General features: G+C 59.5%; 21 protein-coding genes. 8 read left to right on the top strand and 13 right to left on the bottom strand.

What is annotated here, in order from left to right:
* Nucleotides 1–58: 58 nt before the first annotated feature.
* The 3 genes from ACRESD_RS12890 to ACRESD_RS12880 all read right to left on the bottom strand — a co-directional run bounded on the left by ACRESD_RS12890 (nt 59) and on the right by ACRESD_RS12880 (nt 4,643).
* Nucleotides 59–826 (bottom strand): siderophore-interacting protein, encoded by a 768-nt coding sequence (locus tag ACRESD_RS12890; RefSeq protein ID WP_431751245.1) that lies wholly within the window; start codon nt 824–826, stop codon nt 59–61.
* Complete coding sequence (locus tag ACRESD_RS12885) at nt 823–1,353, bottom strand: PadR family transcriptional regulator (protein ID WP_431751244.1); 531 nt, start codon at nt 1,351–1,353, stop codon at nt 823–825. Before ACRESD_RS12885 ends, ACRESD_RS12890 begins: the two co-directional genes overlap by 4 nt.
* A gap of 200 nt (nt 1,354–1,553) precedes the next feature.
* Complete coding sequence (locus ACRESD_RS12880; RefSeq protein WP_431751243.1) at nt 1,554–4,643, bottom strand: transglycosylase domain-containing protein; 3,090 nt, start codon at nt 4,641–4,643, stop codon at nt 1,554–1,556.
* A gap of 381 nt (nt 4,644–5,024) precedes the next feature.
* Here ACRESD_RS12880 and ACRESD_RS12875 point away from each other — a divergent pair, with 381 nt between their 5' ends.
* Nucleotides 5,025–6,443: an amino acid permease gene (locus tag ACRESD_RS12875; RefSeq protein WP_431751242.1), complete on the top strand. Its 1,419-nt coding sequence runs from the start codon at nt 5,025–5,027 to the stop codon at nt 6,441–6,443.
* On the opposite strand, the gene ACRESD_RS12870 is transcribed toward ACRESD_RS12875, so the two are convergent.
* From ACRESD_RS12870 to ACRESD_RS12850, 5 genes are all read right to left on the bottom strand, one after another.
* Entirely contained in the window at nt 6,435–7,601 is a 1,167-nt protein-coding gene (locus tag ACRESD_RS12870; protein WP_431751241.1) for an OpgC family protein, read from the bottom strand. The genes ACRESD_RS12875 and ACRESD_RS12870 overlap by 9 nt on opposite strands.
* A gap of 132 nt (nt 7,602–7,733) precedes the next feature.
* Entirely contained in the window at nt 7,734–8,030 is a 297-nt protein-coding gene (locus ACRESD_RS12865) for a cupin domain-containing protein (RefSeq protein WP_431751240.1), read from the bottom strand.
* 59 nt (nt 8,031–8,089) lie between these two features.
* Nucleotides 8,090–8,374: a putative quinol monooxygenase gene (locus tag ACRESD_RS12860; RefSeq protein WP_431751239.1), complete on the bottom strand. Its 285-nt coding sequence runs from the start codon at nt 8,372–8,374 to the stop codon at nt 8,090–8,092.
* A 12-nt stretch (nt 8,375–8,386) separates the two neighbouring features.
* Entirely contained in the window at nt 8,387–10,006 is a 1,620-nt protein-coding gene (locus ACRESD_RS12855) for an FMN-binding glutamate synthase family protein (protein ID WP_431751238.1), read from the bottom strand.
* A gap of 29 nt (nt 10,007–10,035) precedes the next feature.
* A complete protein-coding gene (locus ACRESD_RS12850) occupies nt 10,036–10,800 on the bottom strand; it encodes a response regulator transcription factor (RefSeq protein WP_431751237.1) in 765 nt (254 codons plus the stop codon).
* A 94-nt stretch (nt 10,801–10,894) separates the two neighbouring features.
* On the opposite strand from ACRESD_RS12850, the gene ACRESD_RS12845 reads away from it, so the two are divergent.
* The 3 genes from ACRESD_RS12845 to ACRESD_RS12835 all read left to right on the top strand — a co-directional run bounded on the left by ACRESD_RS12845 (nt 10,895) and on the right by ACRESD_RS12835 (nt 13,548).
* On the top strand, nt 10,895–11,716 hold the full coding sequence (locus ACRESD_RS12845) for a carbon-nitrogen hydrolase family protein (RefSeq protein ID WP_431751236.1): 822 nt from the start codon (nt 10,895–10,897) through the stop codon (nt 11,714–11,716).
* A gap of 133 nt (nt 11,717–11,849) precedes the next feature.
* Nucleotides 11,850–13,175 carry an APC family permease gene (locus tag ACRESD_RS12840; protein ID WP_431751235.1) on the top strand — a complete coding sequence of 442 codons (1,326 nt, stop codon included), beginning with the start codon at nt 11,850–11,852 and terminating at the stop codon, nt 13,173–13,175.
* Nucleotides 13,176–13,275: 100 nt separating this feature from the next.
* Nucleotides 13,276–13,548 (top strand): type B 50S ribosomal protein L31, encoded by a 273-nt coding sequence (locus ACRESD_RS12835; RefSeq protein WP_431751234.1) that lies wholly within the window; start codon nt 13,276–13,278, stop codon nt 13,546–13,548.
* 20 nt (nt 13,549–13,568) lie between these two features.
* Here the strand turns inward: ACRESD_RS12835 and ACRESD_RS12830 are convergent, their stop codons facing one another.
* Genes ACRESD_RS12830 through ACRESD_RS12815 form a run of 4 tightly spaced genes read right to left on the bottom strand, consistent with a single transcriptional unit; the run spans nt 13,569 to nt 19,620 of the window.
* On the bottom strand, nt 13,569–14,954 hold the full coding sequence (locus ACRESD_RS12830; protein WP_431751233.1) for an ATP-binding protein: 1,386 nt from the start codon (nt 14,952–14,954) through the stop codon (nt 13,569–13,571).
* Complete coding sequence (locus ACRESD_RS12825; protein WP_431751232.1) at nt 14,951–16,765, bottom strand: DAHL domain-containing protein; 1,815 nt, start codon at nt 16,763–16,765, stop codon at nt 14,951–14,953. The genes ACRESD_RS12830 and ACRESD_RS12825 overlap by 4 nt, the downstream gene beginning before the upstream one ends.
* The gene (locus ACRESD_RS12820; protein ID WP_431751247.1) at nt 16,762–17,688 is read right to left on the bottom strand and encodes a cytochrome-c peroxidase; all 927 of its coding nucleotides are present in this window, start codon (nt 17,686–17,688) and stop codon (nt 16,762–16,764) included. The genes ACRESD_RS12825 and ACRESD_RS12820 overlap by 4 nt, the downstream gene beginning before the upstream one ends.
* A gap of 57 nt (nt 17,689–17,745) precedes the next feature.
* Complete coding sequence (locus ACRESD_RS12815; protein WP_431751231.1) at nt 17,746–19,620, bottom strand: EAL domain-containing protein; 1,875 nt, start codon at nt 19,618–19,620, stop codon at nt 17,746–17,748.
* Between the two features lie 254 nt (nt 19,621–19,874).
* On the opposite strand from ACRESD_RS12815, the gene ACRESD_RS12810 reads away from it, so the two are divergent.
* The 3 genes from ACRESD_RS12810 to ACRESD_RS12800 all read left to right on the top strand — a co-directional run bounded on the left by ACRESD_RS12810 (nt 19,875) and on the right by ACRESD_RS12800 (nt 22,198).
* The gene (locus ACRESD_RS12810; RefSeq protein WP_431751230.1) at nt 19,875–21,182 is read left to right on the top strand and encodes an HD domain-containing phosphohydrolase; all 1,308 of its coding nucleotides are present in this window, start codon (nt 19,875–19,877) and stop codon (nt 21,180–21,182) included.
* Between the two features lie 105 nt (nt 21,183–21,287).
* Complete coding sequence (locus ACRESD_RS12805) at nt 21,288–21,695, top strand: NUDIX hydrolase (RefSeq protein ID WP_431751229.1); 408 nt, start codon at nt 21,288–21,290, stop codon at nt 21,693–21,695.
* A complete protein-coding gene (locus tag ACRESD_RS12800; protein ID WP_431751228.1) occupies nt 21,692–22,198 on the top strand; it encodes an N-acetyltransferase family protein in 507 nt (168 codons plus the stop codon). Before ACRESD_RS12805 ends, ACRESD_RS12800 begins: the two co-directional genes overlap by 4 nt.
* A gap of 26 nt (nt 22,199–22,224) precedes the next feature.
* Here ACRESD_RS12800 and metR read toward each other — a convergent pair whose 3' ends face one another.
* The gene (metR, locus tag ACRESD_RS12795) at nt 22,225–23,142 is read right to left on the bottom strand and encodes a transcriptional regulator MetR (protein ID WP_431751227.1); all 918 of its coding nucleotides are present in this window, start codon (nt 23,140–23,142) and stop codon (nt 22,225–22,227) included.
* Between the two features lie 195 nt (nt 23,143–23,337).
* On the opposite strand from metR, the gene ACRESD_RS12790 reads away from it, so the two are divergent.
* Nucleotides 23,338–23,695, top strand: a 358-nt coding sequence (locus ACRESD_RS12790) for an alpha/beta fold hydrolase (protein WP_431751246.1), incomplete at its 3' end; no start/stop codon positions are given.

The raw sequence follows: 23,695 nt of genomic DNA, 5'->3' as shown, positions 1-23,695 counted from the left end.
GACTGATCCACCGCTTTCGCGAGCAAGCCCGCTCCCACAGTTTTTACCGAGTCAGGCTTTATTCTTCGTCGCTGCCATCGGCCCGCCAGTAACCCACGGCCTTGAGGAACTCCTCGTTGACCTGGTGCGTGTCCAGCAACACACGACGCACCTGGCGCGACAATTTGGTTTCAGTCGCCACAAAGCTATACAGCGAACCACTCGGCAGCGTCAGTGCCCGAACGGTCTCCAGCAGGTCATCCTGGCCGCGGATCACCCAGATCACTTCCACACTGGCGGCGCTTTTCAGCGCCTGCTGCTCTGCCGCGTTGGCGATCTCAATCACCGCCAGTACCGTGCGCCCTGCCGGTAACTCTTCCAAGCGTCGTGCGATGGCGGGCAGGGCGGTTTCATCGCCGATCAGCAGGTAGCTGTCGAAGATATCCGGCACGATCATCGAGCCCCGTGGCCCACCGATGTAAAGGTGCTGGCCGACCTGCACCTGATCGGCCCAGGTCGATGCAGGGCCATCGCCGTGCAGTACGAAGTCGATGTCCAACTCGCCGATGCTCAAATCGAAACGGCGTGGCGTGTAGTCGCGCATGGCCGGTTGCGGGCCGTCGCCCTTGATGCTGAACGTCGGGCTTTCCAGCGCGGCCTGTTCGGCGGCGTTCTGTGGGAACAGCAGCTTGATATGGTCGTCGCTGCCCAGGCTGACAAACCCTGCCAGCTCCGGACCACCCAGGGTAATGCGACGCATGCGCGGGGTAATGTCGACGACCCGCAGCACTTCCAGGCGGCGGCGTTTTATTTCGTGGGTCACGCGGTGGATGACTTGTGTATTCATTGGTCTTTCCCGTCGGCGATGGATTGAGCGGTGCGATTGAGCAGCGCCGCGACACGAACGATTTCTTCCGGGCTCCAGCGCCCGTGGTGCGAATGCAAGGCATGGCGCAGGTTGTGCACTGCCTCGTGGATTTCCGGTGGCCGGTCCTGGCCGCGCAATGAGCGCTTGCTGACGTCAATGCGCATGCGCACGCCTTCCAGTGCAACCGCCTGTTCGCTTAAGAAGAGACGACCGGCGTCGGTGATTGTGTAGCGCTTTTTTCCCGCCTCGGCATCGCCGGTGATCAAGTCGCTTTCTTCCAGAAAGGTCAGCGTGGGGTAGATCACGCCGGGGCTTGGGGTGTAGGCCCCGTCGAAAAGACCTTCGATCTGACGGATCAGGTCATAGCCATGGCAGGGTTGTTCGGCGATCAACGCGGGCAACAGCAGCTTCAAATCGCCGGGCGCAAAGACGCGGGGGCCGCGTCCGCCGCGTTCACGGCCGGGGCGAGGGTCGAAGCCGTCGCGGGTATGAGGATGGTCTCTCATGGTCGGGTTCTCCGATGTTGGTTTAGATATAACGTAAGATATATCTTAACAAGTCGGCAAGCCTGTCTGACCGACGGTCGTCAACCCACGGCCTTTCACGGCAGATACGTTTGAATGAACCCGAGTGGCGTCTTGGTTTTATCCAGACGCCTTATTGAAATGCGATAACGATGCCGTTTGAGGTGGATCTTCGACTCACATCAACGCGATGCGGTTGGCAGGCAGAGGGTTGACGTCCCAGGTTGCAAGTACGGCATCAGGATCGGCGCCATGCCCTTGAGCACTTGCACCGGCAATGCCGAGGTGAAGGTGAAGTGCTCGGCGGATTGGCCAGGCACAAACGCGGTGAGCGTACCGAAGTGATGCTCGCCCAGGTAGAACACAAAGGTGGCGGTACGGTTGATCGACTTGGAGCTGAGAATCCGCCCGCCGGCGCCGATGGCTTCGATGCGGTTATCCCCGGTGCCGGTCTTGCCGCCCATGGCCAGCGGTGTACCGTCGGCCAGTTTGAAACTGCCGGCCACGCGTTTGGCGGTACCGGCGTCCACCACCTGGGACAGCGCGCTGCGCAACGCTCGGGCCACCTCTAGCGGTATCACTTGCTTGCCGGGTGTAGGGTCATTGACGACTTTGGTTTCGTACGGCGTATCAGCGGCAAAGTGCAGGGTGTCGATACGTAGCACTCGCGGCCGTACGCCGTCGTTGAGGATGATCCCCATCAACTCCGCCAAGGCGGCGGGTCGGTCGCCGGAGCTGCCGATAGCGGTGGCCAGGGATGGCACCAGATGGTCGAAGGGGTAGCCCACCGCCTGCCAGCGTTGATGAATATCCAGGAACGCCTCGATCTCCAGCATGGTGCGGATGCGGCTGTCACGGGCGCTTTGATGGCGGCTCTTGAACAGCCAGCTGTAGACCTCCTGGCGTTCGAACTGGCTGGCCTTGACTACCTCGCTGAAGGTCGCGTCGGGGTGGTTGAGCAGATAGCCCAGTAACCAAAGATCCAGCGGGTGAACCTTGGCGATGTAACCCTGGTCGGGCAGGTCGTAGGTGCCGGGGCCGTAGTCCTTATAGAGTTTTTCCAGGCGTTCGTCGGTGAGCTTGATCGTGGATTTGACGCCGGTCATGTGTGCGCGCACAAACAGGTTGAAGCTCGCCTGGCTGGCATTGGGTAACAGGTACCGATGTACGGCGGCCAGGCGGATGGGCGTGGGGCGCAGGCTGTCGAGGAAGGTGTCGAGACGAGCCTGGGTGTCTTTCTTCTGATACTTCTTCCAGAACTTGCGCAGGAACGTAGTGCCTTCACGGTCAGCAAAACCAGCCAGGTATTCCTGGCGGCGCGGGTCGTTGTCGTCCTTGAGCAACTCGGCACTGTTGTTTTCGCCGGAGTAGGTAACGTAGCGCACCACATCACGCATCAGGCGAATGAAGGGCAGGTTGATCGACTCACGCAAGGCATCACGCAAGCTGGGGCTGCGGCCGTTGTCCTGGCTGCGGAAGTTATGGAAATGATGCAGGCCGCCACCGGTGAAAAAGCTCTCGGCGGGGCTGGCCGAATAGGTGCGGTCGAGCGCTGCATCGAGCATTTTCGGCAGCGATTTATCTGGGGCCTGGATCAAGTAGTCGAGGGCCCAGCGGCTGAGGCGGTCCTGGTCATCCACCGCGACTTTTTTCAGTTCGGCCGGCGCTTTGGCGGCGTATTTGTCATGCAGCTCGGTGATGATCTGCAGGTAGGTGGTGAGCACCCGCAGCTTGGCGGTGGAGCCCAGTTCCAGTTTGCTGCCTTCGTTGATATCGAAAGGCTGGTCGGTGTTGTCGGTTTGCACACGCACGCGTGAACCATCTGGCGTCAACTCGAACAGGGTGAAGCTGTAGCGTACTTGTGCGGTACTGGCGGGGGTCAGCAGGCGCTCACCGAGCAGGCCGAGTTGACGGGCGTAGTCGGGGTCGGCGAGGTGCTTGAGGTAGTCGCTGACTTGGCCCTGCAACTGCGCTTGCAGGGTCGTGGTGGCGGACAGGTCCAGGCGGTCGAGGTCGTACAGCGGCCGGTCAAGTAATGTCGCCAAACGACTGCGGGCCACACTGATGCCTTTATTGGTTTCGATCGGTTGAAGCGTGGGTTGTTGGGCCCAGTCGCGGTAAGTGACCTTGCTCGCCAGGGCGACCTTCAGCAAGTCAGGTCCGATCACGCCATTCTGGGCCAGTAGGCGTAAATGGCTGTCGGTCAGGTCGGCGAGTTCGTCCCGCCCTTTGGCGAGGTAATGGGAGGGGCGACGCTGCGCGATGATCAACGACAGCACCTGACGCAACGCCAGGCCTTGCTGCGCATTCACGGGGCCGCGCAAGGCTTGGTTGACTTGGTTGAAGTCGGCGCCGTACCACACCCGCAAACCCTCGGCCATGCCATGCACTTCACCATGCCCGGGGACTGCCGACAGAGGCACGCTATTGAGGTAATCGCGCAGGATATTCTTGCGTGCCGCCAGGGTCTCGGGGCCATCGTGGTAGGCACGCACGGCGGCGGAAAACATCTGCCGCAATTTTTCGCCACCTGACACCGTCAGGCCGTCCGGCGAGTGGCGGTATTTTTCCAACTGGGTCGCGAGGGTGCTGCCACCGGCACTTTGGCCGGGCAGGTGCAGCAGTTTGGCGACTTGTGACCACGCGGCCTTGGCAAAGCGTGGCCAGTCCACGGCGGGGTTGGCTTGGGGCTGGTTGGGGTCAAGCAGGTCGCGGTTTTCGATAAACAACAGGCTGTTGATCACCAACGGCGGGATTGACGCGAAACTGTCGTACAGCTGTTGTGGGTAGTTGTATTGGTACAGCGGTACGGCGCGGCAATCGGTGATGGACAGCCCGGCCTGGATCTTTTCCGAGTAGGGCACGAACAGGCCCTTGGCGCTGTAGTCCATCAATGCTGGCGAGAAACGTGACTGGGCCTGAATCACATAACCGCGCTTGAGCAGGCGTGGCAAAAACGTGCCGAGGTCGCTGTAGCCCAGGCGTCGGTCAAACGGGCCCGCGCCAGGGTAGACCATGGCGTCGCTGGCGTCGGGCTTTACCTGGTAAGTGAGGTCACGGGCCAGGCGGCTGAGTTCCTGGGCCTGCAGGCGCGAGGTGCGCATTTCTTTGTGGGTGGCAAAACCCAGGGCGATCAATGCCATCAGCATGATCAACCAGAACAGTCGGTGCCAATGGCAGGGCCTGGGTTTATTTTCGGGTAAAGGCGCTGGGTCCGAACTGCCTTGTAGTCGCGCAGCCTTGGTCGATTCGGTTTGCCACAGTACGCCCATAGTCGATTGATCCATTCACGCAGATTGATCGGACTTGCTTGAAGCGTAGTCGCCGAGTGAAGGGTTGTGAGGAAAATATGTTCTGCATGTCGGAATCTTCTTGTGGCTACGGCGTACGGTGCGCACCGCGGCGTTTTGTCGCCCGTTGTAGGTTATATGCACCTGTTAAATTGCATTTTGACGGGTACTTCCACTAAATTGGCCCGCTTTTATAGTGAATGAGCCTGACCCTGGCTTTTTATACTGCACGCCCCGCTGATCTTGCCCGGCAAGAAGGGCCCGTCCATGAGACGGCTCCGGTCTCGGCACGGGCGCAGGCCTATCGGCTTGCACCCTGGAGACTCGACGGACAATCCAATAACAAGATGAGGTTGTACCCCTATGCCAGTTGGCAACCCACTGCCCCATGGCGAGACCGCTCAAGGCGGCCCGCTCAAGCGCGAACTCGGTGAACGGCACATTCGCCTCATGGCCCTTGGCGCCTGCATCGGTGTCGGCCTGTTCCTCGGTTCGGCCAAGGCCATTGAAATGGCCGGCCCCGCCATCATGCTCTCCTACATCATTGGCGGCCTGGCGATCCTGGTGATCATGCGCGCCCTCGGCGAAATGGCCGTGCACAACCCGGTGGCCGGCTCCTTCAGCCGCTATGCCCAAGACTACCTCGGCCCGCTGGCGGGCTTTCTCACCGGCTGGAACTACTGGTTCCTGTGGCTGGTGACCTGTGTCGCGGAGATCACTGCGGTGGCGGTGTACATGGGCGTGTGGTTCCCGGATACACCACGGTGGATCTGGGCCTTGGCCGCCCTGATCAGCATGGGCACCATCAACCTGATCGCGGTCAAGGCGTTCGGTGAATTCGAGTTCTGGTTCGCCCTGATCAAGATCGTCACGATCATTGCGATGGTCATCGGCGGTGTCGGCATTATCGCGTTCGGTTTCGGCAACGACGGCGTGGCCCTGGGGATTTCCAACCTGTGGGCACACGGTGGCTTCATGCCTAACGGCGTGCAGGGTGTGCTGATGTCCCTGCAAATGGTGATGTTTGCCTACTTGGGTGTGGAAATGATCGGCCTGACCGCCGGTGAAGCGAAGAATCCGCAGAAGACCATCCCCAGCGCCATCGGCTCGGTGTTCTGGCGCATCCTGCTGTTCTACGTCGGTGCGTTGTTCGTGATTCTGTCGATCTACCCGTGGAATGAAATCGGCACACAGGGCAGCCCGTTCGTGATGACGTTCGAGCGCCTCGGCATCAAGACCGCAGCGGGTATCATCAACTTCGTGGTGATCACGGCGGCGCTGTCGTCGTGCAACGGTGGCATCTTCAGTACCGGGCGCATGCTCTACAGCCTGGCGCAGAACGGCCAGGCTCCGGCGACTTTCGGCACGACCTCCAGCAATGGTGTGCCGCGCAAGGCGCTGTTGCTGTCGATCTTCGCCTTGCTGCTGGGCGTGTTGCTCAACTACCTGGTGCCGGAAAAAGTCTTTGTGTGGGTGACTTCCATCGCCACCTTCGGCGCGATCTGGACCTGGTTGATGATCCTGCTGGCCCAGCTCAAGTTCCGCAAAGGTCTGAGCCCCGCCGAGCAGGCAGGGCTCAAATACCGCATGTGGTTGTACCCGATCAGCTCGTACCTGGCGCTGGCGTTCCTGGTACTGGTGGTGGGCCTGATGGCGTATTTCCCGGACACCCGCGTGGCGCTTTATGTAGGGCCGGCATTCCTGGTACTGCTGACGGTGTTGTTCTACGTGTTCAAGCTGCAGCCGAATGACGCTAGCTCTGCGTCAGTGCATTCAGCCTGACGCGCGGGAGGGCTCGCTGCGCACAGCGGGCCTTCCTCCAGCGGTCGATTTGAGCGACTGATCCAGTCGCTTGTTGAACTCTAGCCACACCGCAAGCATCACCATCAATGCAGCGCCGGCCATGGCGGTCAGCAGCTGCATCGCCAAGGCATCCCCGGCCAGGGCATTGACCATATCGGCCAACGGCGCGAGTACAACGCCCAGGCAAAACACCTCCAGCGAATAACGCCCCATACGGCAGACCGGTTGTGCCAGCCGGTTTTCGGTCCAGCCTCGGCCGGGCAGCAGCTTGGCGGTGACGTAGGCCAGGGCGAGGAAGTGCAGCAGGCGCACCGGTGATAGGTCCGTCTTGCTGATGGGGTAGATCAGATCGCTGAGCAGGGTTGGCATCAGTGCATCGTGGATCTCTGGCCAGCGCCAGGACAGGGTCAGCACTCCGGCCATCACGGCATAAATCGCAGCCACGACAAACATCGGCTGGTGGCGCAGAGGCCGCCTTTCGATTGGCCGTTCTTGTCCGCTGTAAATCGCCGCGGCGCCTCCCAGCACGAACAGGAATTGCCAGGTCACCGGGTTGAAATACCACACGCCATCGGCAATCGCCCGCAGGTTCCAACCCATCCACGGCGCCAACAGGTACACCGTGGCAGAGATGCCCACCACCAGCCCTGTCCTGCGCAGCATCAGCGGCAGCACCAGCGGTAACCCTGCAAGTAATACGATATACAGCGGCAATGGGTCCATCAGGTTGGGTTTGAAGCGCAGCAGCAACTCATCGGTAAGTGCCTGTTGCGGGTGGGTGACGAAATGCGTCAGGCCCATCTCTTCGACGAGGTCACGGGTTTCCACATGGCTGTTGGCGAAGAACACGATGCCCATCAGCATCGCCAGCAGGAAGATGTGCACAACGTACAGCACCCAGGTGCGGCGCAGGATTTTCAGGGAGGCAATCCAATAGCCATCACGTTGCAGGATCTTGCCGTAGGCCAAGACGGCGGCGTAACCGGCGAGGAATACAAAGACCTCTGCCGCATCGCTGAAGCCGAAGTTTCGCAGGGTGATCTGGCCGAGCGGGTTGTGGGGGACGTGATCCCAGAAAATGAAGATCAACGCCAGGCCCCGGAAAAAATCGATGCGTGGGTCGCGTCCGTTCAGCATGGCAGCGGGCTCTTGAACAAAAGGTTTAGTAAAGACAGGCGAATGCGCGTGTTGTCGTACGCCGCACGTCGGGCGGGCGCAGGTTGGCGGTATTTGTAAGCAATTGCAAAGGCTGGGTATTACTGAATGTCTCTAGACATCAATGATCACCAAAGTGCCATGGCTGCCGGCGAGCACACTGTGGGCGGTGCCGGCTTGCACAAGGTACATCTGGCCGGCATCCACGCGGATTTCCTGGTCGTCGACGCTCAGTTGCAGATGACCGCTGACCACAAACAGCCCTTCGTTGTAGTCATGGGTCTCTTCCTCATAGGCCTGCTCATCCATGCGCAGTACCTTGATCCGCGCCGGGCCAACCTGGCCCAGGCGCGTTGATTTCCAGCTGTCAGGCAATTGCTTGGCAATCGCCGCGAAATCCAGTAACGGCATGTGAATCTCCTTGTTTCAACGATGCCGTCGGTGGTCCGGTTCAGCGGGAAAAGGGTTGGTTAGAACGCATCCATCAGCAGCACTTTGCACGGCTTGGCCTGATACGCATTGATCTGTGGCACCAGCCGAGTGAAGTGTTCGGTCTGGCAGTGCGTATCAAGCGCTGCCTGGTCGGGCCATTGCTCGACGAAGATAAAGTGCCCCGGGTCTTTTTGATCGACAAACAAATCGTAGGCGATGCATAGCGGTTCCTGGCGAGTTTTTTCCACTAGCTCGGCGTACCACGGGCGCACAGCATCCAGGTGTTCAGGTTTGATGAAATCTTCTGCGATGACTTTCAACACGGTATCGATCCTTTACGCGGCCACGACTTCATTGGGTTCGAAGCTGTCTGCGCGCGCCATCTGCCACATGCGCGAATAAAACTCGCCGCTCACCTCTCCGGTCAACAACTCGCCGGGCTTGAGGAACACATGCAGCTGCGAGAATAGCTTGATTTCGGTCGCCGACATGCGTCGCACCAAATGCTTGGCCGACAGCTGCGATGGATGATCCAGCCCTGCTGCAGCGAGCATCTCCGCCAGTGCCTTGAGCGTGCTGCGATGGAAGTTGAACACGCGCTGGGCCTTGTCCGGCACGACTAGCGCACGTTGGCGCAAGGGGTCTTGAGTGGCGACGCCGGTCGGGCATTTGTTGGTGTGGCACGACTGGGACTGAATGCAGCCAATGGCAAACATGAAGCCCCGCGCCGAGTTGGCCCAGTCGGCGCCGATGGCCAAGACGCTGGCGATGTCGAACGCGCTGACGATTTTGCCGCTGGCGCCGAGCTTGATCTTGTCGCGCAGGTTCAAGCCCACCAGGGTGTTGTGCACGAATAACAGGCCTTCACGCAACGGCACGCCGATATGGTCGGTGAACTCCACCGGTGCGGCGCCGGTGCCGCCTTCCTTGCCGTCGACCACGATAAAGTCCGGGAGGATGCCGGTCTCGAGCATGGCCTTGGCGATGCCCATGAATTCCCACGGATGGCCCAGGCAAAACTTGAAGCCCACTGGTTTACCACCGGACAGCTCACGCAGTTGGGCGATGAAGTGCATCATTTCGATGGGGGTGGAAAATGCGCTGTGGCGTGACGGCGAGATGCAGTCTTCGCCCATCATGATGCCGCGTGTCTCGGCGATTTCCTTGGTGACCTTGTGCTTGGGCAAGATCCCGCCATGGCCGGGTTTGGCACCCTGGCTCATCTTGATTTCGATCATGCGCACTTGTGGATTTTGCGCCTGTGCAGCGAAGCGTTCCGGGTCGAAATGGCCGTCACTGGTGCGGCAGCCGAAGTAGCCGCTGCCCAATTCCCAGGTCAGGTCGCCGCCGTTTTCACGGTGATAGGGGCTGATGCTGCCTTCACCGGTGTCATGGGCGAAGTTGCCGAGCTTGGCGCCTTGATTGAGGGCACGGATCGCGTTGGCGCTAAGGGAGCCGAAGCTCATCGCCGAGATGTTGAACACCGACGCCGAGTACGGTTGCTTGCACTGCGGGCCACCGACCATCACACGGAACGCGCTGGGGTCGCTCAACGGCGCGGGGCGCATGGAGTGGCCGATGAATTCGAAGCCCGATTGGTACACGTCGATCAAGGTGCCGAAAGGTTTGTCGGCGGTTTCGTTCTTGGCGCGCGAATAGACCAGCGATCGCTGTGCCCGGGAGAAGGGCAGGGCGTCGCTGTCGGACTCCAGCAGGTACTGGCGGATCTCCGGTCGGATAGTCTCCACGAGGTAACGGATATTGCCCAGGATCGGGTAGTTACGGCGTACGGCGTGGGGAGTTTGTATCAGGTCGAAAATGCCGATCAGGCTCAACACGCCAGTGATGATGGTAATCGGCCACAACCATTCGTGTTCGATAAAGGGGAGGCTGGCAAGGGTGAAAATGACGCACACGGCAAAGAAGGCGTAACGGCTTAATAACGACAGGCTCATACGGGGTTCCTTGGGTTCGGACTCATCGGCTAGGCGTTTTGCGCCTGTAGAAAGATCGAGAACAGCTCCGACTGGGATTTGATCCCCAGCTTGCTGTACATGTGTTTCTTATGGACTTTCACGGTTTCAACTGAGATTTCCAGCTTACGAGCGATTTCCTTGCTTGAGCAACCGCTAAGCATCAAACGGCCTACATCCAGCTCGCGAGCGGTAAGTTGTGCACCCCATTCGTCGTTCTGGACGGACGGCTGTGGCGTGGTGACTTGGTTGAGTTCATAGGGCAAGCGTTGGCGCAGCAGGCTTGATACCCAAGGCTGGATCAGCGACAGCAAGGCTATTTGCTGCGGATCATAAGGCTGCTTCGAGCCCAGGGACACGCACAGGGTACGCCCATCCGGCAGTTGGCAATTGAACTGGATTTCATCGGCCACCACATTCAGGCGGAAGTAGCGCTGGTAGTACTCGGTGAGTTCGAAATGTTCCGGTGCTACGTCGGCCAGGCGAAACAGGCCAGTGCGCGAGTGTTCGCGGCTGGCGATGTAGAAGGGGTCGAGCAGGTACAGGCCGTTGAGGTAGTCCTGGAACAGGTGGTCCGGCGTGCCGTTGGCGCCTGGGCATTCGGCGAACACCAGCGGGCGATGCTCGTTGCTGAACAGCAACACGACCCAGCTATCGAAGGGCACGTATTGGCCCAGCAAACGGACGAGCTGTGTCCAGAAATTGGCCTGGTCCAGGGCATCTATCATTTGCCCCACCGAACGGTGCCAGGCGATGTCTTCCAGCGACATGGTCATTGATCTACCCCTATAGGGTTACCTCGGCCGCGTAATTCCCTGGCCGGTTGTGGCTGCGCATACTGCGGCACAGATAAAGAACAAGGAAATCCCCATGAAGGTCGAATTCGCCCAACTGGCAGGCCGTGATAACGGTACAGCTTACAACCTTGAGCGCGCCTTGGCGGCAATCGCTGCAAGCGACGTGGATACGCAACTGATCGTCTTCCCGGAAACCTACCTGATGGGGTTCCCGACTCTCGAGACCGTCGCCGAGGTTGCCGAACCCTTGGACGGTCGTACCGTGCAGGCTGTCATCGAGGCGGCCCGCGCTCGCGATGTTGCGGTGGTGATCGGCATGGCTGAAAACAATGGTGGCCAATTCTACAACACTACCTTGCTGATCACGCCCGAAGGCATCGCCCTGCGCTATCGCAAGACTCACCTGTGGCCCTTGGAGCGCGGCGTGTTCATCCCGGGTGATCGCTATGCCACCGCACTGTGGAAGGGACTGCGTGTCGGCCTGCTGATCTGCTATGACATCGAGTTCCCGGAAACCGCCCGTGCCCTGGCGCAGTTGGGGGCTCAATTACTGATCGTCACCAACGGCAACATGGACCCTTACGGCCCCACGCACCGTACCGCGATCATGGCCCGCGCCCAGGAAAACCAGGCGTTTGCACTGATGGTCAACCGGGTGGAAGAGGGTGATGGCGGCCTGTTGTTCGCGGGGGGGAGCGCCCTTGTGGACCCGTTCGGCACCTTGCTGTTCGAAGCCGGGCGCGAGGCCGGGCAATTCACGGTCGAGCTGGATCTCGAGCAACTGGAGGCGGCTCGCAAGGACTACCGCTACCTGGACGACCAGCGCTTGAAATTGCCGGGGGAGGTGATTGAGCGCACTGACGGGACGCGGGAGCTACTGATCCCTGAATCCTGATGTCACACCGGTTTTTGTAGTGAGCGGGGCAAACTCGCTCACTACAAAGCTCGCACCAGAGATAAAAACAAGACACCTGCAGCACCCCATTTCAGTTCTGCCATAAATCTAATAAATCAGCGGAGAATCACTCATGGCTCGTTTGCAACGCACCCTGTCGTTAGGGGCGGTGGTGCTGTTCGGCATTGCCTACATGACGCCTATCATTGTACTCGGCACCTTCGGCATCCTGGCGCAGTCTACCGCCGGTATGGTCCCAGCCGCATACTTGGCCGCCCTGGTGGCGATGTTCTTTACCGCCATGAGTTACGGGCGCATGGCCTCAGCATTTCCGGTGGCGGGTTCGGCCTACAGTTATGTGCGCAAGGCAATCAGCCCCAAGCTGGGTTTTATCGCTGGCTGGGCGGTGTTGCTCGACTATCTGTTCTTGCCCATGGCTATCTGGTTGATCGGCGCGGCGTACCTGCATTCGGCATTCCCGGCCGTGCCGCAGTGGATCTGGGTGCTGGCGTTTATCGGCATCACCACGGCGATCAATATCATTGGCCTGAGACTGGCCAACGGCATCAACGCATTGCTGATGCTGGTGCAGTTCCTGGTGTTGATTGCTTTCGTCGCGCTGTGCATCCATTACCTGGGCGGCGACGCGAGCCAGCCACTCTGGACTATCGCCCCGTTCTTCAACGGCCAGATGCAAATGCCGTTGATCATGGGCGGTGCGGCCATCGCTTGTTATTCGTTCTTGGGCTTTGATGCGGTCAGCACCTTGACGGAAGAAACCCGCGACCCACGCCGCACTATTCCCCGGGCGATCATGTTGATCACCTTGATCGGCGGGCTGATCTTCGTCGGTGTGTCGTACTTCGTGCAGGTCGCTCATCCGTCGTTCGCGTTTACCGACGTGGATTCAGCGGCCTACGAGATTGCCCGCAATGTGGGCGGCGATCTGTTCGTGTCGATTTTCCTGATCGGCCTGATCGTCGGCCAATTCGCCTCGGGGCTGTCGGCCCAGGCCAGCGGTTCGCGCTTGTTGTTTGCCATGGGCCGCGACGGCGTGTTGCCCAAGTCGTTCTTCGGCACCTTGCATGGGCGCTTCGGCACGCCGGTCAACAGCATCCTGTTGTGTGCAGTGGTGGCCTTGCTGGCGCTCAAGCTCGACGTGACGACTTCCACTTCGTTTATCAACTTCGGGGCATTCCTGGCATTCAGCCTGGTCAATCTGTCGGTGATCTTTCACTACTGGGTTGGCGCCAAACAGCGTGGCCTGCGTGAACTGATCCTGTTCCTGGTATTCCCGGCCATCGGCTTGTTGGCGGATCTGTGGCTGATGGTCAGCCTCGATCACCTAGCAATTTACCTCGGCGTGGTGTGGTTGGCGATTGGCCTGGTTTACCTCGGCGTGCTTACCCGTGGCTTCTCGCAGCAGCCACCGGAGATGGACTTCCAGGAAGCCGCATAGACGCTGGCTGCCTATTCTTATTGCAATCGGTTCTCGTTTGGATGCATGATTTGTGTTACTGTATAACATGTTTAATGCACCCAAACGCCCCGGAGGCCTTATGAAAGCTGGTATCCATCCCGACTACCGCACCGTGCTGTTCCACGACACCGCCGCCGATGTGTTCTTTCTGATCGGCTCCACCGCCGATAGCGATCGCACCCATACCTACAGCGATGGCAACACCTACCCATACATCCCGTTGGATGTGTCCAGCGCCTCGCACCCGATCTACACCGGCCAACAGCGCAAGACCCAGTCCGAAGGCCGGATTGCCGGGTTCAACAAGCGTTTCGCTTCGTTCGGATCGAGCCCGAAAAAAGCTGAAGCCTGAGCAGGATTCGGCGGCGTGTCTCACGCCGCCGTTTGCCGGATCGGCAGGACTACCCGAAACTTCGTACCTTTGCCCACTTCACTGCTGACAGAAATGTCGCCGCGGTGTTTCTTGACGATGCCGTAGGACAATGACAGCCCCAACCCTGTGCCTTCGCCCACCGGCTTGGTGGTGAAGAATGGATCGAAAATCTTCTGCACGGTTTCCGGGGCAATCCCGCAACCGTTATCCGCCACTTCCAGCCATACGTTTTCGCCTTCCACCCCATTGCTGATGGTGATCGTGCCACGCTCCGGGCCCATGGCTTGCGCCGCGTTGATGACCAGGTTCATCACCACCTGATTGAGCTGCGAGACCAGGCATTCGATGTCCGGCAATGGCGCGTAATGCTTGACCACGTCGGCCTTGTGCTTGAGTTCACTGGCGACGATGTTCAGCGTGGAGTCTATGCCCTGTTGCAGGTTGGCGAGTTGCCAGGTCTGGTCGTTATCCACCCGGGAAAAGTTCTTCAGGTCTTTGACGATCTGTACCACACGGCCAATGCCCTCCTTGGATTCCTGGATCAGGATGGGAATGTCTTCCTTGAGATAGTCCAGCTCCAGCTCAGCCCGCAATGCCCTGAGTCGGTCTAGAGGCTCACCCGGCGTGAGGTTGTTTTCGGCCTCATGATAGGCGTCGAGCATCCGTTGCAGTTGATTGAAGTAGCTATCCAGGGTGCCGAGGTTGGACGAAATAAACCCCACCGGGTTGTTGATCTCATGGGCCACACCGGCCGCGAGCTGCCCCAGCGACGCGAGTTTCTCCGACTGCACCAGTTGGCTTTCCAGCAGCTTGCGCTCAGCGATTTCCACCTGCAGCGCCTGAGTGCGTTGTTCCACCAATTGTTCCAAGTGAGAGGTTTGCAGCGAAGCACGACGGGCCATGTCCCATTTGTTGGCCAAGGTATGGGCCATTTGCTGGACTTCGATATTGTCGAAGGGTTTTTTCAGGATCAGCAAGCGGTCATGGCCGTGCAAGCGATCCAGCAGCGTCTCCCACGCGTAATCCGAATACGCCGTACACACCACCACTTGCAGGTCGGGGGCAACTTTCCAGAGCTCTTCGATAGTCTTCGCCCCGTCCCAACCCTGGGGCATACGCATGTCGACAAAGGCCAGGGCGTAAGGTTGTTTGGCTGCCATGGCGGATGTCAGCAACCCGAGGCCTTCCTCTCCGCCATACGCTGAATGCAGTTCGAACGCCTGGGCCTGGGCCTGGGGCTTGCTTGTGTCGCCAAACAGTGCCGACTCCATCTCATCCAGCGCCTGGTTGGATTCGACGGCGGGCATCAGGATTTTGCGGAAGTCGTCGTGAATCGACGGCGTGTCATCGACTAACAGGATGCGCCGGTTGGGAGGCTGGTTCATGCGGGCGTTCCGGCAGGAGTGAAAGGGATTTTCAAGGTGAAGACCGCGCCTTTGCCTGGCCCGTCACTGTGGGCACTGAGCTGTCCATGCATTTCTACGGCGGCCAGGGCGCAACTGTGCAGGCCGAAACCGTGGCCTTCCTTACGCGTGGTGAAACCATGGGTGAAGATGCGCGTCATGTTTTCCGCCGGTATGCCTTCGCCGTCATCCTTGACGCTGATCTCCAACATATCCTCACCCTGCGGTTGCACCGTGAGGGTCATCTGCCGTGGCCGATCGCTGAGGTTGGACATGGCGTACTTGGCGTTGCTGATCAGGTTGACCATGATCAGCAGCAGCCGGTGTTTATCCCCCAGCACTTGCGGCACCCGCGCGTATTCCTTGACCACCGTGACGTGATGACGGCTGAGGGCGCCAGCATTCATGCGCAAGGCATCTTCCATCAAGGCACTGATGTCGACCGGCTCCAGCAGGCTTGAGGCGCCGGCATAGGATTGCTGGGTGGCAACGATGTCCTTGATGTGGTCGACACTTTTGCTCAACTGCCCCAGCTCTTCAGTCATGCCTTGCTGTTCCACGGCAATGGCGTCCACTAACTGGTTCAAGTAACCAGGCAGCAACTTGCCTTTTTCATCCTCGGTGAGGAAGGTGCCCAGGTCATCACGATGCTCGTTGATCAGTTGCATGGCCTTGCCCAGGCCCAGCGCCTTGCTGCTGCGCAGCTTGCGGGTGACTAGGTCGGCGGAAATATTAACGCTGTTGAGCACGTTGCCGACGTTGTGCAACACGTTGGTGGCGATCTCGGCCATGCCGGCCTGGCGAGCGCTGTCCATCAGTTCGCTCTGGGCATCCTTGAGCTGTTGGGTGCGCCGTTCCACGCGCTGTTCCAGGGTTTCGTTGGCCGCCTGCAAGGCACGGTTGACCCGGTTGATCTCGGCGAAACTGCGTAACAGACGCACCGCCAGGTAGAGCAGCAGCACCACTAGCAGGGTCGAGAAGATCAGCAGGTAGCGATGGTACTGATGATCCACCAAGTCGGCCGTTTGCTGGTCCTGGTTGAGATGGGTGGTCAAGTCGTCAAGGCGTTCGGACACGGGGACGGCGGCAATGCGTTCAAGCAAGCTGTTGACCGCCGGCTGCTCGCGCAAGATCAGCGAAATATGATTGCTCAGGATGTCGACGGGCGCCTGAAATTCACTGGGCAGGTTTTCCTTGTTGATCGCCAGTTTGCCCAGGCCCACCAGAATATCGGCCGCGCGATCATCGCTGGTGACCTGGGCGAACTCCAGGCTGCTGAGCAGCAGGTCGTAGGTGTCGGTGGCCACGCTTTGCAAGTGCAGCTTGCCTTCATCGTCCACGCGGTTGAATTGGGCCTGGATGTCGTCCTCGGCAGTCGGCAGGAAGGCCAGGGAGTTGCGCAGCACCGCGTTGTGGGATTTGAACTGGTCTACCAGGCGGGCTTTTTCCTGGATGGCGTCCTCGTACGCCTGCTGGCTGGCTTGCCAGCGAGGCAGGTCGGTAGACTCGTGGTAAGAACCACGGCTTTTCAGGTCGGCCCATAACGTGGTCATTTCCAGCAACGGTGAGACCAGCGGGTCGTAGTTGCGGGTAATGGCAATCCTGGCCTTGAGCACCTCACTGTCCCACTGCGCATTGAGTTGTTGCAGTTGCCGGATCAAGTCCCGCGACTGGGTATAAGTGGCTGTCTGGTCACGGGCAGACTTGAGGTATAGAAAAACCAGGGTCGAGGCCAGCAACAGGGTTATCAGAGCGAGCAACAGCGTACTGGTATGGCGGCGAGACAGGGTCATAGCGGCTTACCCGCCCATTGGCCGGTCAGGGTCTTGAGAAACTGGATGATCAGATCTTTGTCTTCCTGGGAAGGGGTGCGCCCCAGTTGGTACTTGAACATGACATCCACCGCTTCCTCCAGGGTCTTGGCCGAAGCGTCATGGAAATACGGTGCAGTGATCGCCACGTTGCGTAGGCTGGGTACCTTGAACACATGGCGGTCCTCTTCATCCTTGGTCACCAGGTAGCGGCCCAGGTCCGCTTCGACCGGGTTGCCGCGAGCCTTGAAGTAATCGCCCATCACTCCGAATTTCTGGAACATATTGCCGCCGATATTCACCCCCTGATGGCAGGCGATGCAGCCGTAATCCTTGAAGCGCTGGTAGCCGTATTTTTCCTGGATCGTCAGTATGTCGGTGTTGCCCAGCAAATATTGATCGAACCGCGAGTTGGGCGTGAGCAGTGTGCGTTCATAAGTGGCCAGGGCGTTTTGCACGTTGGCGGCGGTGATTCCATCAGGATAGGCCTGGGTGAATGCAGATTGGTAGGCGGGCATGGCCGCCAGGTTCTGCACCACGGTTTTCCAATCGCTGCCCATTTCCACCGGGCTGATGACCACTTGTTCGACCTGGGCTTCGAGGGTGTCTACCCGGCCATTCCAGAACTGTTTGAAGTTCAGGCTGGCGTTGAACACGCTCGGGGTATTGATGGCGACCGGCTTGCCATCGAAGCCCAAGGAGAACGCTTTATCATCGGCCCCTCCGGTTTCCAGTCGATGGCAACTGGCGCAGGACAACGTGTTATTCACCGACAGGCGCGGCTCGTTGAACAGTTGGCGACCCAACTCGACTTTGGCGGGGGCCAGGGTGGGCACCGGCGGCAGTGGTTTGAGCGCTTCGTCCAGGGGCGCGGCCATCAGCGGCAAACCCAGGCCTAGCCACATGGCAACGATGAGCCCGTAAGTTGACACTTCGCTCAAGCGAGCACTCCTTGCAGTCGACTAATGATCGGGCATCAGGCTGGTTTGACCGGCCTGTAGCAACAGTGCGAAATCCTTCGGGGGCACTGCCTTGCTGAACAGGAAGCCTTGGCCTTCCTCACACAGTTCAGCCTGCAGAAACTTCAGTTGATCGAGCGACTCTACCCCTTCCGCAATAATGTTCAAATCCAGGCTTTTACCCATCCCGATGATTGCGCTGATCAATTGCGCATCCTGGCTGTTCACACTCAGGCCGCGAATGAATGACTGGTCGATCTTCAGCACATCGATGGGAAAACGTCGCAGGTAGCTGAGGCTGGAGTAACCGGTGCCGAAGTCATCCAGGGCCAGGCGCACCCCCATGGCTTTGATCCGGTTCAGGGTGATCACGGTGGCGTCGACGTTCTGCATCAACACACTTTCGGTGATTTCCAGTTCCAGTTGAGTCGGCGCTAGCCCGGTCTGTTTTAGGATATTGGCCAGGTTGTCGACAAAGTCGCGCTGGCGGAAGTCGATCGACGAAATGTTCACGGATATGCACAACGGGCTCAGCCCCATCACATGCCAGGCTTGGGCCTGTTCGCAGGCGTGACGCAGCACCCATTGAGTCAGGGGCACAATCAGCCCGCTGTCTTCGGCCACCGGGATGAACTCGGCAGGGCTGACCCAGCCTGAGCGGGGCTGAAACCAACGTATCAAGGCTTCCGCACCCACGATCTTGCCTGAGGCCAAATCCAGTTTCGGCTGGTAGTGCAGCACAAACTCATCCCGTTCCAGTGCCTGGCGGATCGCGCTTTCCAAGCCCTGTTGGTGCTGTGCACGCAGGTTCATGTCTTCAGTGTAAAAGCTGAAGTCGTTCGGCCCCTGCTCCTTGCTGTTGTGCATGGCGGTTTCAGCGTGCTTGATCAACTCCACCGCACTGCCGCTGTCATTGGGGTAAATGCTGATACCCAGGCTGGCGGTGACACTCAGGTCATGCCCGGCCACATGGCGAGTCACGCCGACGGCATTGAGCAGTTTTTGCGCGATATGCTGGGTTTGTTGAGGATGCTGGATATCGTTGAGCAGGATCACGAACTCGTCGGAGCCATAACGAAACACTGAATCCGATTCCCGCACGGCCTCCACCAGGCTTTGACTGGTCAACTGCAGCACCTCATCGCCCACCGGATAGCCCAGGGCGTTGTTGACGCGTTTGAAACGGTCCAGGCCAATAAAGATGACCGCCAGCTGGCTCTCGTGGCGTCGGCCCAGGGCAATCGCCTGGGTCAGGCGGTCACCCAACAGTGTGCTATTGGGCAAATGGGTAAGGGCGTCGTATTGCAACAGGTGCGAAACCTTGAGCAATTCCTGGACGCGTTCTTCGACGGTACGCTCCAGGTCGATCACTTTAAGCGCGACGTCCTGGGCCAGTTGCCACTTCCAGGTAAGGGCGCTGGCCATCTGGCGGATTTCCAGGTGGTCGAAGGGCTTTTTCAGGATCAGCAGTTGGTCGTTGTACTTCAACCGCGCTTCGATGGCCTCGAAGGAGTAGTCGGAATAGGCGGTGCACAAGGCGATCTGCAGGTTGGGATCGACATTCCACAGCTGTTCGATGGTTTGCAGGCCATCCCAGCCTGGCGGCATGCGCATGTCGATAAACACCATGGCGTAGGGGGATTGTCGCGCCAGGGCTTTGTTCACCAGCTCAAGGGCTTCCTGACCTTGATAGGCCGAGTCCAGCACAAAGGCCTGGCGTACTGGCGCGGGCGAGCCAAACAAGGTTTCCTCGAGGCTGTCCAGGGACTGTTCGTCGTGTGTCTCGGCGCACAGGATCTTGCGAAAGTCTTCGTGGATCGAGGCGGTGTCATCGACGATCAGAATGCGGCGGTTAGCCCGTCCGGAGTCTGGGTTCATGGCGCGCTCCGCAGCAGTAAAAGGCTCGATGGCATAAGGTTTCCTTCCCTGGTTCCCTCGCTGAGCGGGGCGTGAACCTGTAGTGACAGCATAGCCGAGCTCCCTTGATATCGACGGCCAATTGGCGTCAAATCAACCCGGTTCCTTCAAGATAACCTGCAACGTATGTCGGCCTTGCCTACAAGCGAAGGAGCCAGGTACGACATAAGGGTTCAATTTAGCTCAACTTTGTTTGATTTGAAGGCAGAGTCTCCATGGATGAACAACTCGCTACGAAGCCCGCCATTCTGCTGGTTGACGACGAAGAATCGATCCTCAACAGCCTGCGCCGCTTGTTGCGCACCCAGCCCTATGAAGTGTTACTGGCCGGTAGCGGCGCCCAGGCCCTGGACATCCTGGCAACCCGGTCCGTCGACCTGGTAATGAGCGATGCGCGTATGCCCGGAATGGACGGTGCGCAACTCTTGGCCGAGGTACACCGTTTGTACCCCGCCACCAGCCGCATCCTGCTGACGGGGTATGCGGACGTGACAACGATCATCAAGGCGATCAACGAAGGCCAGATTCACCGCTACATCAGCAAACCCTGGAATGATGACGAGTTGCAGTTGGTCCTGAGCCAATCCCTCGAACATCAGCGCCTGGAACGCCTGACCCGCGAGCAGAACGAGCAGCTCAAGGTGCTCAACAGCACACTGGAAAAACGGGTGGCGGCGCGTACTTCCGAGTTGCAACAGACTGCCGACATGCTCGACCTGGCTTACGACGAGCTCAAGCGCAGCTATGTGACCGGCACTGAAGTGTTCTCGCTGCTGGCCAACTTGCGCCTGCCCAAGGACAAGCAGACCAATCGAGCCTTGATCGAACTGATCCGGGTGTACTGCGCTACCCAGACCATGGATGAAGCCAGTACCCGCGACCTGACCATGGCCGCCGCGCTGTACAACATCGGCAAGCTGAGCTGGAGCGACAGTATGATGATTGCTCCGTCGGACAAGCTACACAGCACCGACCGCGCGTTGTATCGCGAGTACCCGGCGCAAAGTGAATCGCTGTTGATGACCCTGGAGCCGATGAAGGATGCCGCGCGGATCATTCGCCACCATCAGGAACGCTGGGACGGCACGGGCTTCCCCGACCATCTCAAGGAAGGGGCGATTCCGTTCGGTTCGCGCCTGCTGAAGCTGGCGGTAGACTTCATCGAATTGCAGAAAGGCTTGATCCTTGAGCGGCATTTGAACAGCGACGAAGCGCTGCTCTATATCCGCAAGTACGCCGGGCGCCTGTACGATCCAGCGCTGGTTGAAGATTTTGTGCGAGCCTGTGCCACATTCCTCAGCGATGTAACCCTGGGCGATCCCACCGTCAAAGTCCTTTCCACCCGAGAGCTGGAAGCCGGTATGGTCCTGGCGCGCAATCTCAATGCCGATAACGGCATGTTGCTGCTCAACGCCGGCAAAGTGCTGAACCTGCCATTGGTGGACAAGCTCATTGCGTTCGAAGCGATGGAAGGTGCGAAATACAGCGTATTTATCAAAGACGCCGCTGTGACCGCAGACTGAACACGGTCTAAATGTGGGAGCTGGCAAGCCAGCTCCCACATTGGATTGCGGCGCCCCTGCGGGTCATGTGATCCTTGCGCCCTTTGCCGCCAAGGAAGATCGTTCATGCCCTCTACTATTCGTATTGCCGCCGCCCTCCTGATCGGTCGCGATGGCCAGACCTTGCTGGTGCGCAAGCGCGGCACCCAGGCGTTCATGCAACCGGGCGGCAAAATCGACGCCGGTGAGCAACCTGCCGAAGCCCTGGCCCGCGAGCTGCACGAAGAACTCAATCTGCGCATCGACCCCAGCCAGGCTATTTACCTCGGCAACTTCTCGGCTCCGGCCGCCAACGAGCCGGGCTTCACCGTGCACGCCGAGCTGTTCCAGGTGCATATCGATGTGGCCGTGATGCCGGCGGCGGAAATCGAGGAAGTGCGTTGGATCGATCCCATGGGCGACGGCGGCCTGCACTTGGCGCCATTGACTCGCGACCTGATCCTGCCGTTTTATCGCGAATCGCTGACGGCATGATCATCCGCACGCTGGGGGCCGGCGACGCCGAGGCGTATCGCGCCTTGATGCTTGAGGCATACGGCGCTTATCCGCAGGCGTTCACGTCCAGCGTGGCCGAGCGTGCAGCGATGCCATTGAGCTGGTGGGAAAAGCGTGTGGACAGCCCGTTGGATCGGCTGCTGGGTGGGTTCGACGGCGACGAACTGGCCGGGATTGTCGGCCTGGCCTTTGAGCACCGTGAGAAGGCTCGGCACAAAGTGACCTTGTTCGGCATGTACGTGACCGAAGCGCACCAGCAGAAAGGGCTTGGCCGCCAACTGGTGGAAGCGGCGCTCGATGAAGCACGCCGCCAGCCCGGTCTCAAAGTGATTCAATTGACCGTCACCGCCGGTAACGATGCCGCCTTTGCGTTGTACCAGCGGTGCGGGTTTATCCAATACGGCCTGGAACCGTTGGCGGTGCGGGTGGGCATCGAGTATTTCGACAAAATCCACATGTGGCGTGAACTGAAAGGCCAGTGATATCCCACGGTTTTACTGTGTGTTGCTCAGCGAACCGCGCTGACCCCATCCAGTGTGGAAAACGACGTGTCCTTGGCTGTCAGCAAAAAGTCGCGCATATACGGCGCGTCCAGCATGTCGGCACGAATCCCTGCATACAGCGTCGCAAACAAGCCTTTCTCGCCCAGGCGCTTGGCCTTCACGTACCCCCGCGAGCTGTACTCATGCAACGCCCAGTGGGGCATGCCGCAGACGCCCCGGCCGCTGGCCACCAATTGCATCATCATCACCGTCAGTTCCGAGGTGCGTACCTGGGCCGGTTCGATGTCGGCGGGTTCGAGGAAACGGGTGAAGATGTCCAGGCGGTCGCGTTCCACGGGGTAGGTGATCAGGGTTTCGCTGAGCAGGTCTTCCGGCACGATGTACGACTTGTTCGCCAGTGTATGTTGGTTGGCCACCGCCAGCATGGCTTCGTAGGTGAACAGCGGAACATAGGTGATGCCTGGTAGCTCCAGCGGATCTGAAGTCACCACCAGGTCCAGATCGCCACGGGCCAGGGCCGGCAGCGGGGCGAAGGCGAAGCCCGAGGCCAGGTCCAGCTCGACTTCCGGCCAGGCATCGCGGAATTGGTCGATGGTCGGCATCAGCCACTGGAAGCAGCTGTGGCACTCGATCGCCATATGCAAGCGCCCGGCGGTGCCCCCGGCCAGGCGGGCAATGTCACGCTCGGCACCGCGCAGCAAGGGCAGGGTGGCGTCGGCCAGTTGCAGCAGGCGCAGGCCGGCGCTGGTGAAGCGCAGCGGCTTGGTCTTGCGCACGAACAGCGGCATGCCCAGGCGTTCCTCCAGCTCCTTGAACTGGTGGGACAGCGCCGACTGCGTCAGGTGCAGGCGCTCGGCGGCTTCCACCAGGCTGTCGGCTTCGCGCAGGGCGTGCAGGGTCTTGAGATGGCGGATTTCGAGCACGGGCTCTCCATGAAGATAATTTGTGGCGAATCGGAATGGCGTGAGTTTGTCTCATGTTGCAGAGGCTTGTCGATAAGCAGGTCTACCATGACCGCTGGGCACTCTTCATCAAACTGTCACGAAACTGTGGCAGCGCGCTTGAACAAACTTCATCAGACTCGCGCTCTACTGGGGTTCTGCGTTTCGGTGTTTTTCATGCGCGTGTTTTTTCTATTGGCCGCTCTGTTGTTCGGCCTGCCGTCTTTTGCGGCTTCTCGATGTGATGTCAATGTCCCGACCCAAACGGTCGACCTGGAAAAGGTGAGCATCGCCTACCAGAGTATCGGTCGTGCGTCCGACCCGGCGTTGCTGTTGGTGATGGGCCTGGGTGGTCAGTTGATCCACTGGCCGGATGAAGTGGTGGTTGCCCTGTGTCAGCAGGGCTTCCGGGTGATCCGCTACGACAATCGCGACGTCGGCCTGTCCACCTGGCGCCAGGCCCCGGCCAGCGCCAACCTGACCTTCGAGGTGCTGCGCTACAAGCTCGGCCTGCCGGTGGCGGCCCCCTATACGC

Source organism: Pseudomonas sp., assembly GCF_050739995.1.
GTDB lineage: Bacteria > Pseudomonadota > Gammaproteobacteria > Pseudomonadales > Pseudomonadaceae > Aquipseudomonas.
The sequence above is the reverse complement of the archived record's forward strand: the minus strand, read 5'-3'. Positions and strand labels throughout refer to the sequence as shown.

What these genes read in the sequence shown, in the direction of transcription:
- ACRESD_RS12870 (WP_431751241.1), bottom strand. Translation starts at nt 7,601, where the DNA reads ATGCTGAACGGACGCGACCCACGCATCGATTTTTTCCGGGGCCTGGCG.
- ACRESD_RS12845 (WP_431751236.1), top strand. Translation starts at nt 10,895, where the DNA reads ATGAAGGTCGAATTCGCCCAACTGGCAGGCCGTGATAACGGTACAGCT.
- ACRESD_RS12800 (WP_431751228.1), top strand. Translation starts at nt 21,692, where the DNA reads ATGATCATCCGCACGCTGGGGGCCGGCGACGCCGAGGCGTATCGCGCC.
- ACRESD_RS12815 (WP_431751231.1), bottom strand. Translation starts at nt 19,620, where the DNA reads ATGAACCCAGACTCCGGACGGGCTAACCGCCGCATTCTGATCGTCGAT.
- ACRESD_RS12890 (WP_431751245.1), bottom strand. Translation starts at nt 826, where the DNA reads ATGAATACACAAGTCATCCACCGCGTGACCCACGAAATAAAACGCCGC.
- ACRESD_RS12885 (WP_431751244.1), bottom strand. Translation starts at nt 1,353, where the DNA reads ATGAGAGACCATCCTCATACCCGCGACGGCTTCGACCCTCGCCCCGGC.
- ACRESD_RS12850 (WP_431751237.1), bottom strand. Translation starts at nt 10,800, where the DNA reads ATGACCATGTCGCTGGAAGACATCGCCTGGCACCGTTCGGTGGGGCAA.
- ACRESD_RS12830 (WP_431751233.1), bottom strand. Translation starts at nt 14,954, where the DNA reads ATGAACCAGCCTCCCAACCGGCGCATCCTGTTAGTCGATGACACGCCG.
- ACRESD_RS12805 (WP_431751229.1), top strand. Translation starts at nt 21,288, where the DNA reads ATGCCCTCTACTATTCGTATTGCCGCCGCCCTCCTGATCGGTCGCGAT.
- ACRESD_RS12820 (WP_431751247.1), bottom strand. Translation starts at nt 17,688, where the DNA reads ATGTGGCTAGGCCTGGGTTTGCCGCTGATGGCCGCGCCCCTGGACGAA.
- ACRESD_RS12810 (WP_431751230.1), top strand. Translation starts at nt 19,875, where the DNA reads ATGGATGAACAACTCGCTACGAAGCCCGCCATTCTGCTGGTTGACGAC.
- ACRESD_RS12865 (WP_431751240.1), bottom strand. Translation starts at nt 8,030, where the DNA reads ATGCCGTTACTGGATTTCGCGGCGATTGCCAAGCAATTGCCTGACAGC.
- ACRESD_RS12855 (WP_431751238.1), bottom strand. Translation starts at nt 10,006, where the DNA reads ATGAGCCTGTCGTTATTAAGCCGTTACGCCTTCTTTGCCGTGTGCGTC.
- ACRESD_RS12835 (WP_431751234.1), top strand. Translation starts at nt 13,276, where the DNA reads ATGAAAGCTGGTATCCATCCCGACTACCGCACCGTGCTGTTCCACGAC.
- ACRESD_RS12840 (WP_431751235.1), top strand. Translation starts at nt 11,850, where the DNA reads ATGGCTCGTTTGCAACGCACCCTGTCGTTAGGGGCGGTGGTGCTGTTC.
- ACRESD_RS12875 (WP_431751242.1), top strand. Translation starts at nt 5,025, where the DNA reads ATGCCAGTTGGCAACCCACTGCCCCATGGCGAGACCGCTCAAGGCGGC.
- ACRESD_RS12825 (WP_431751232.1), bottom strand. Translation starts at nt 16,765, where the DNA reads ATGACCCTGTCTCGCCGCCATACCAGTACGCTGTTGCTCGCTCTGATA.
- ACRESD_RS12880 (WP_431751243.1), bottom strand. Translation starts at nt 4,643, where the DNA reads ATGGGCGTACTGTGGCAAACCGAATCGACCAAGGCTGCGCGACTACAA.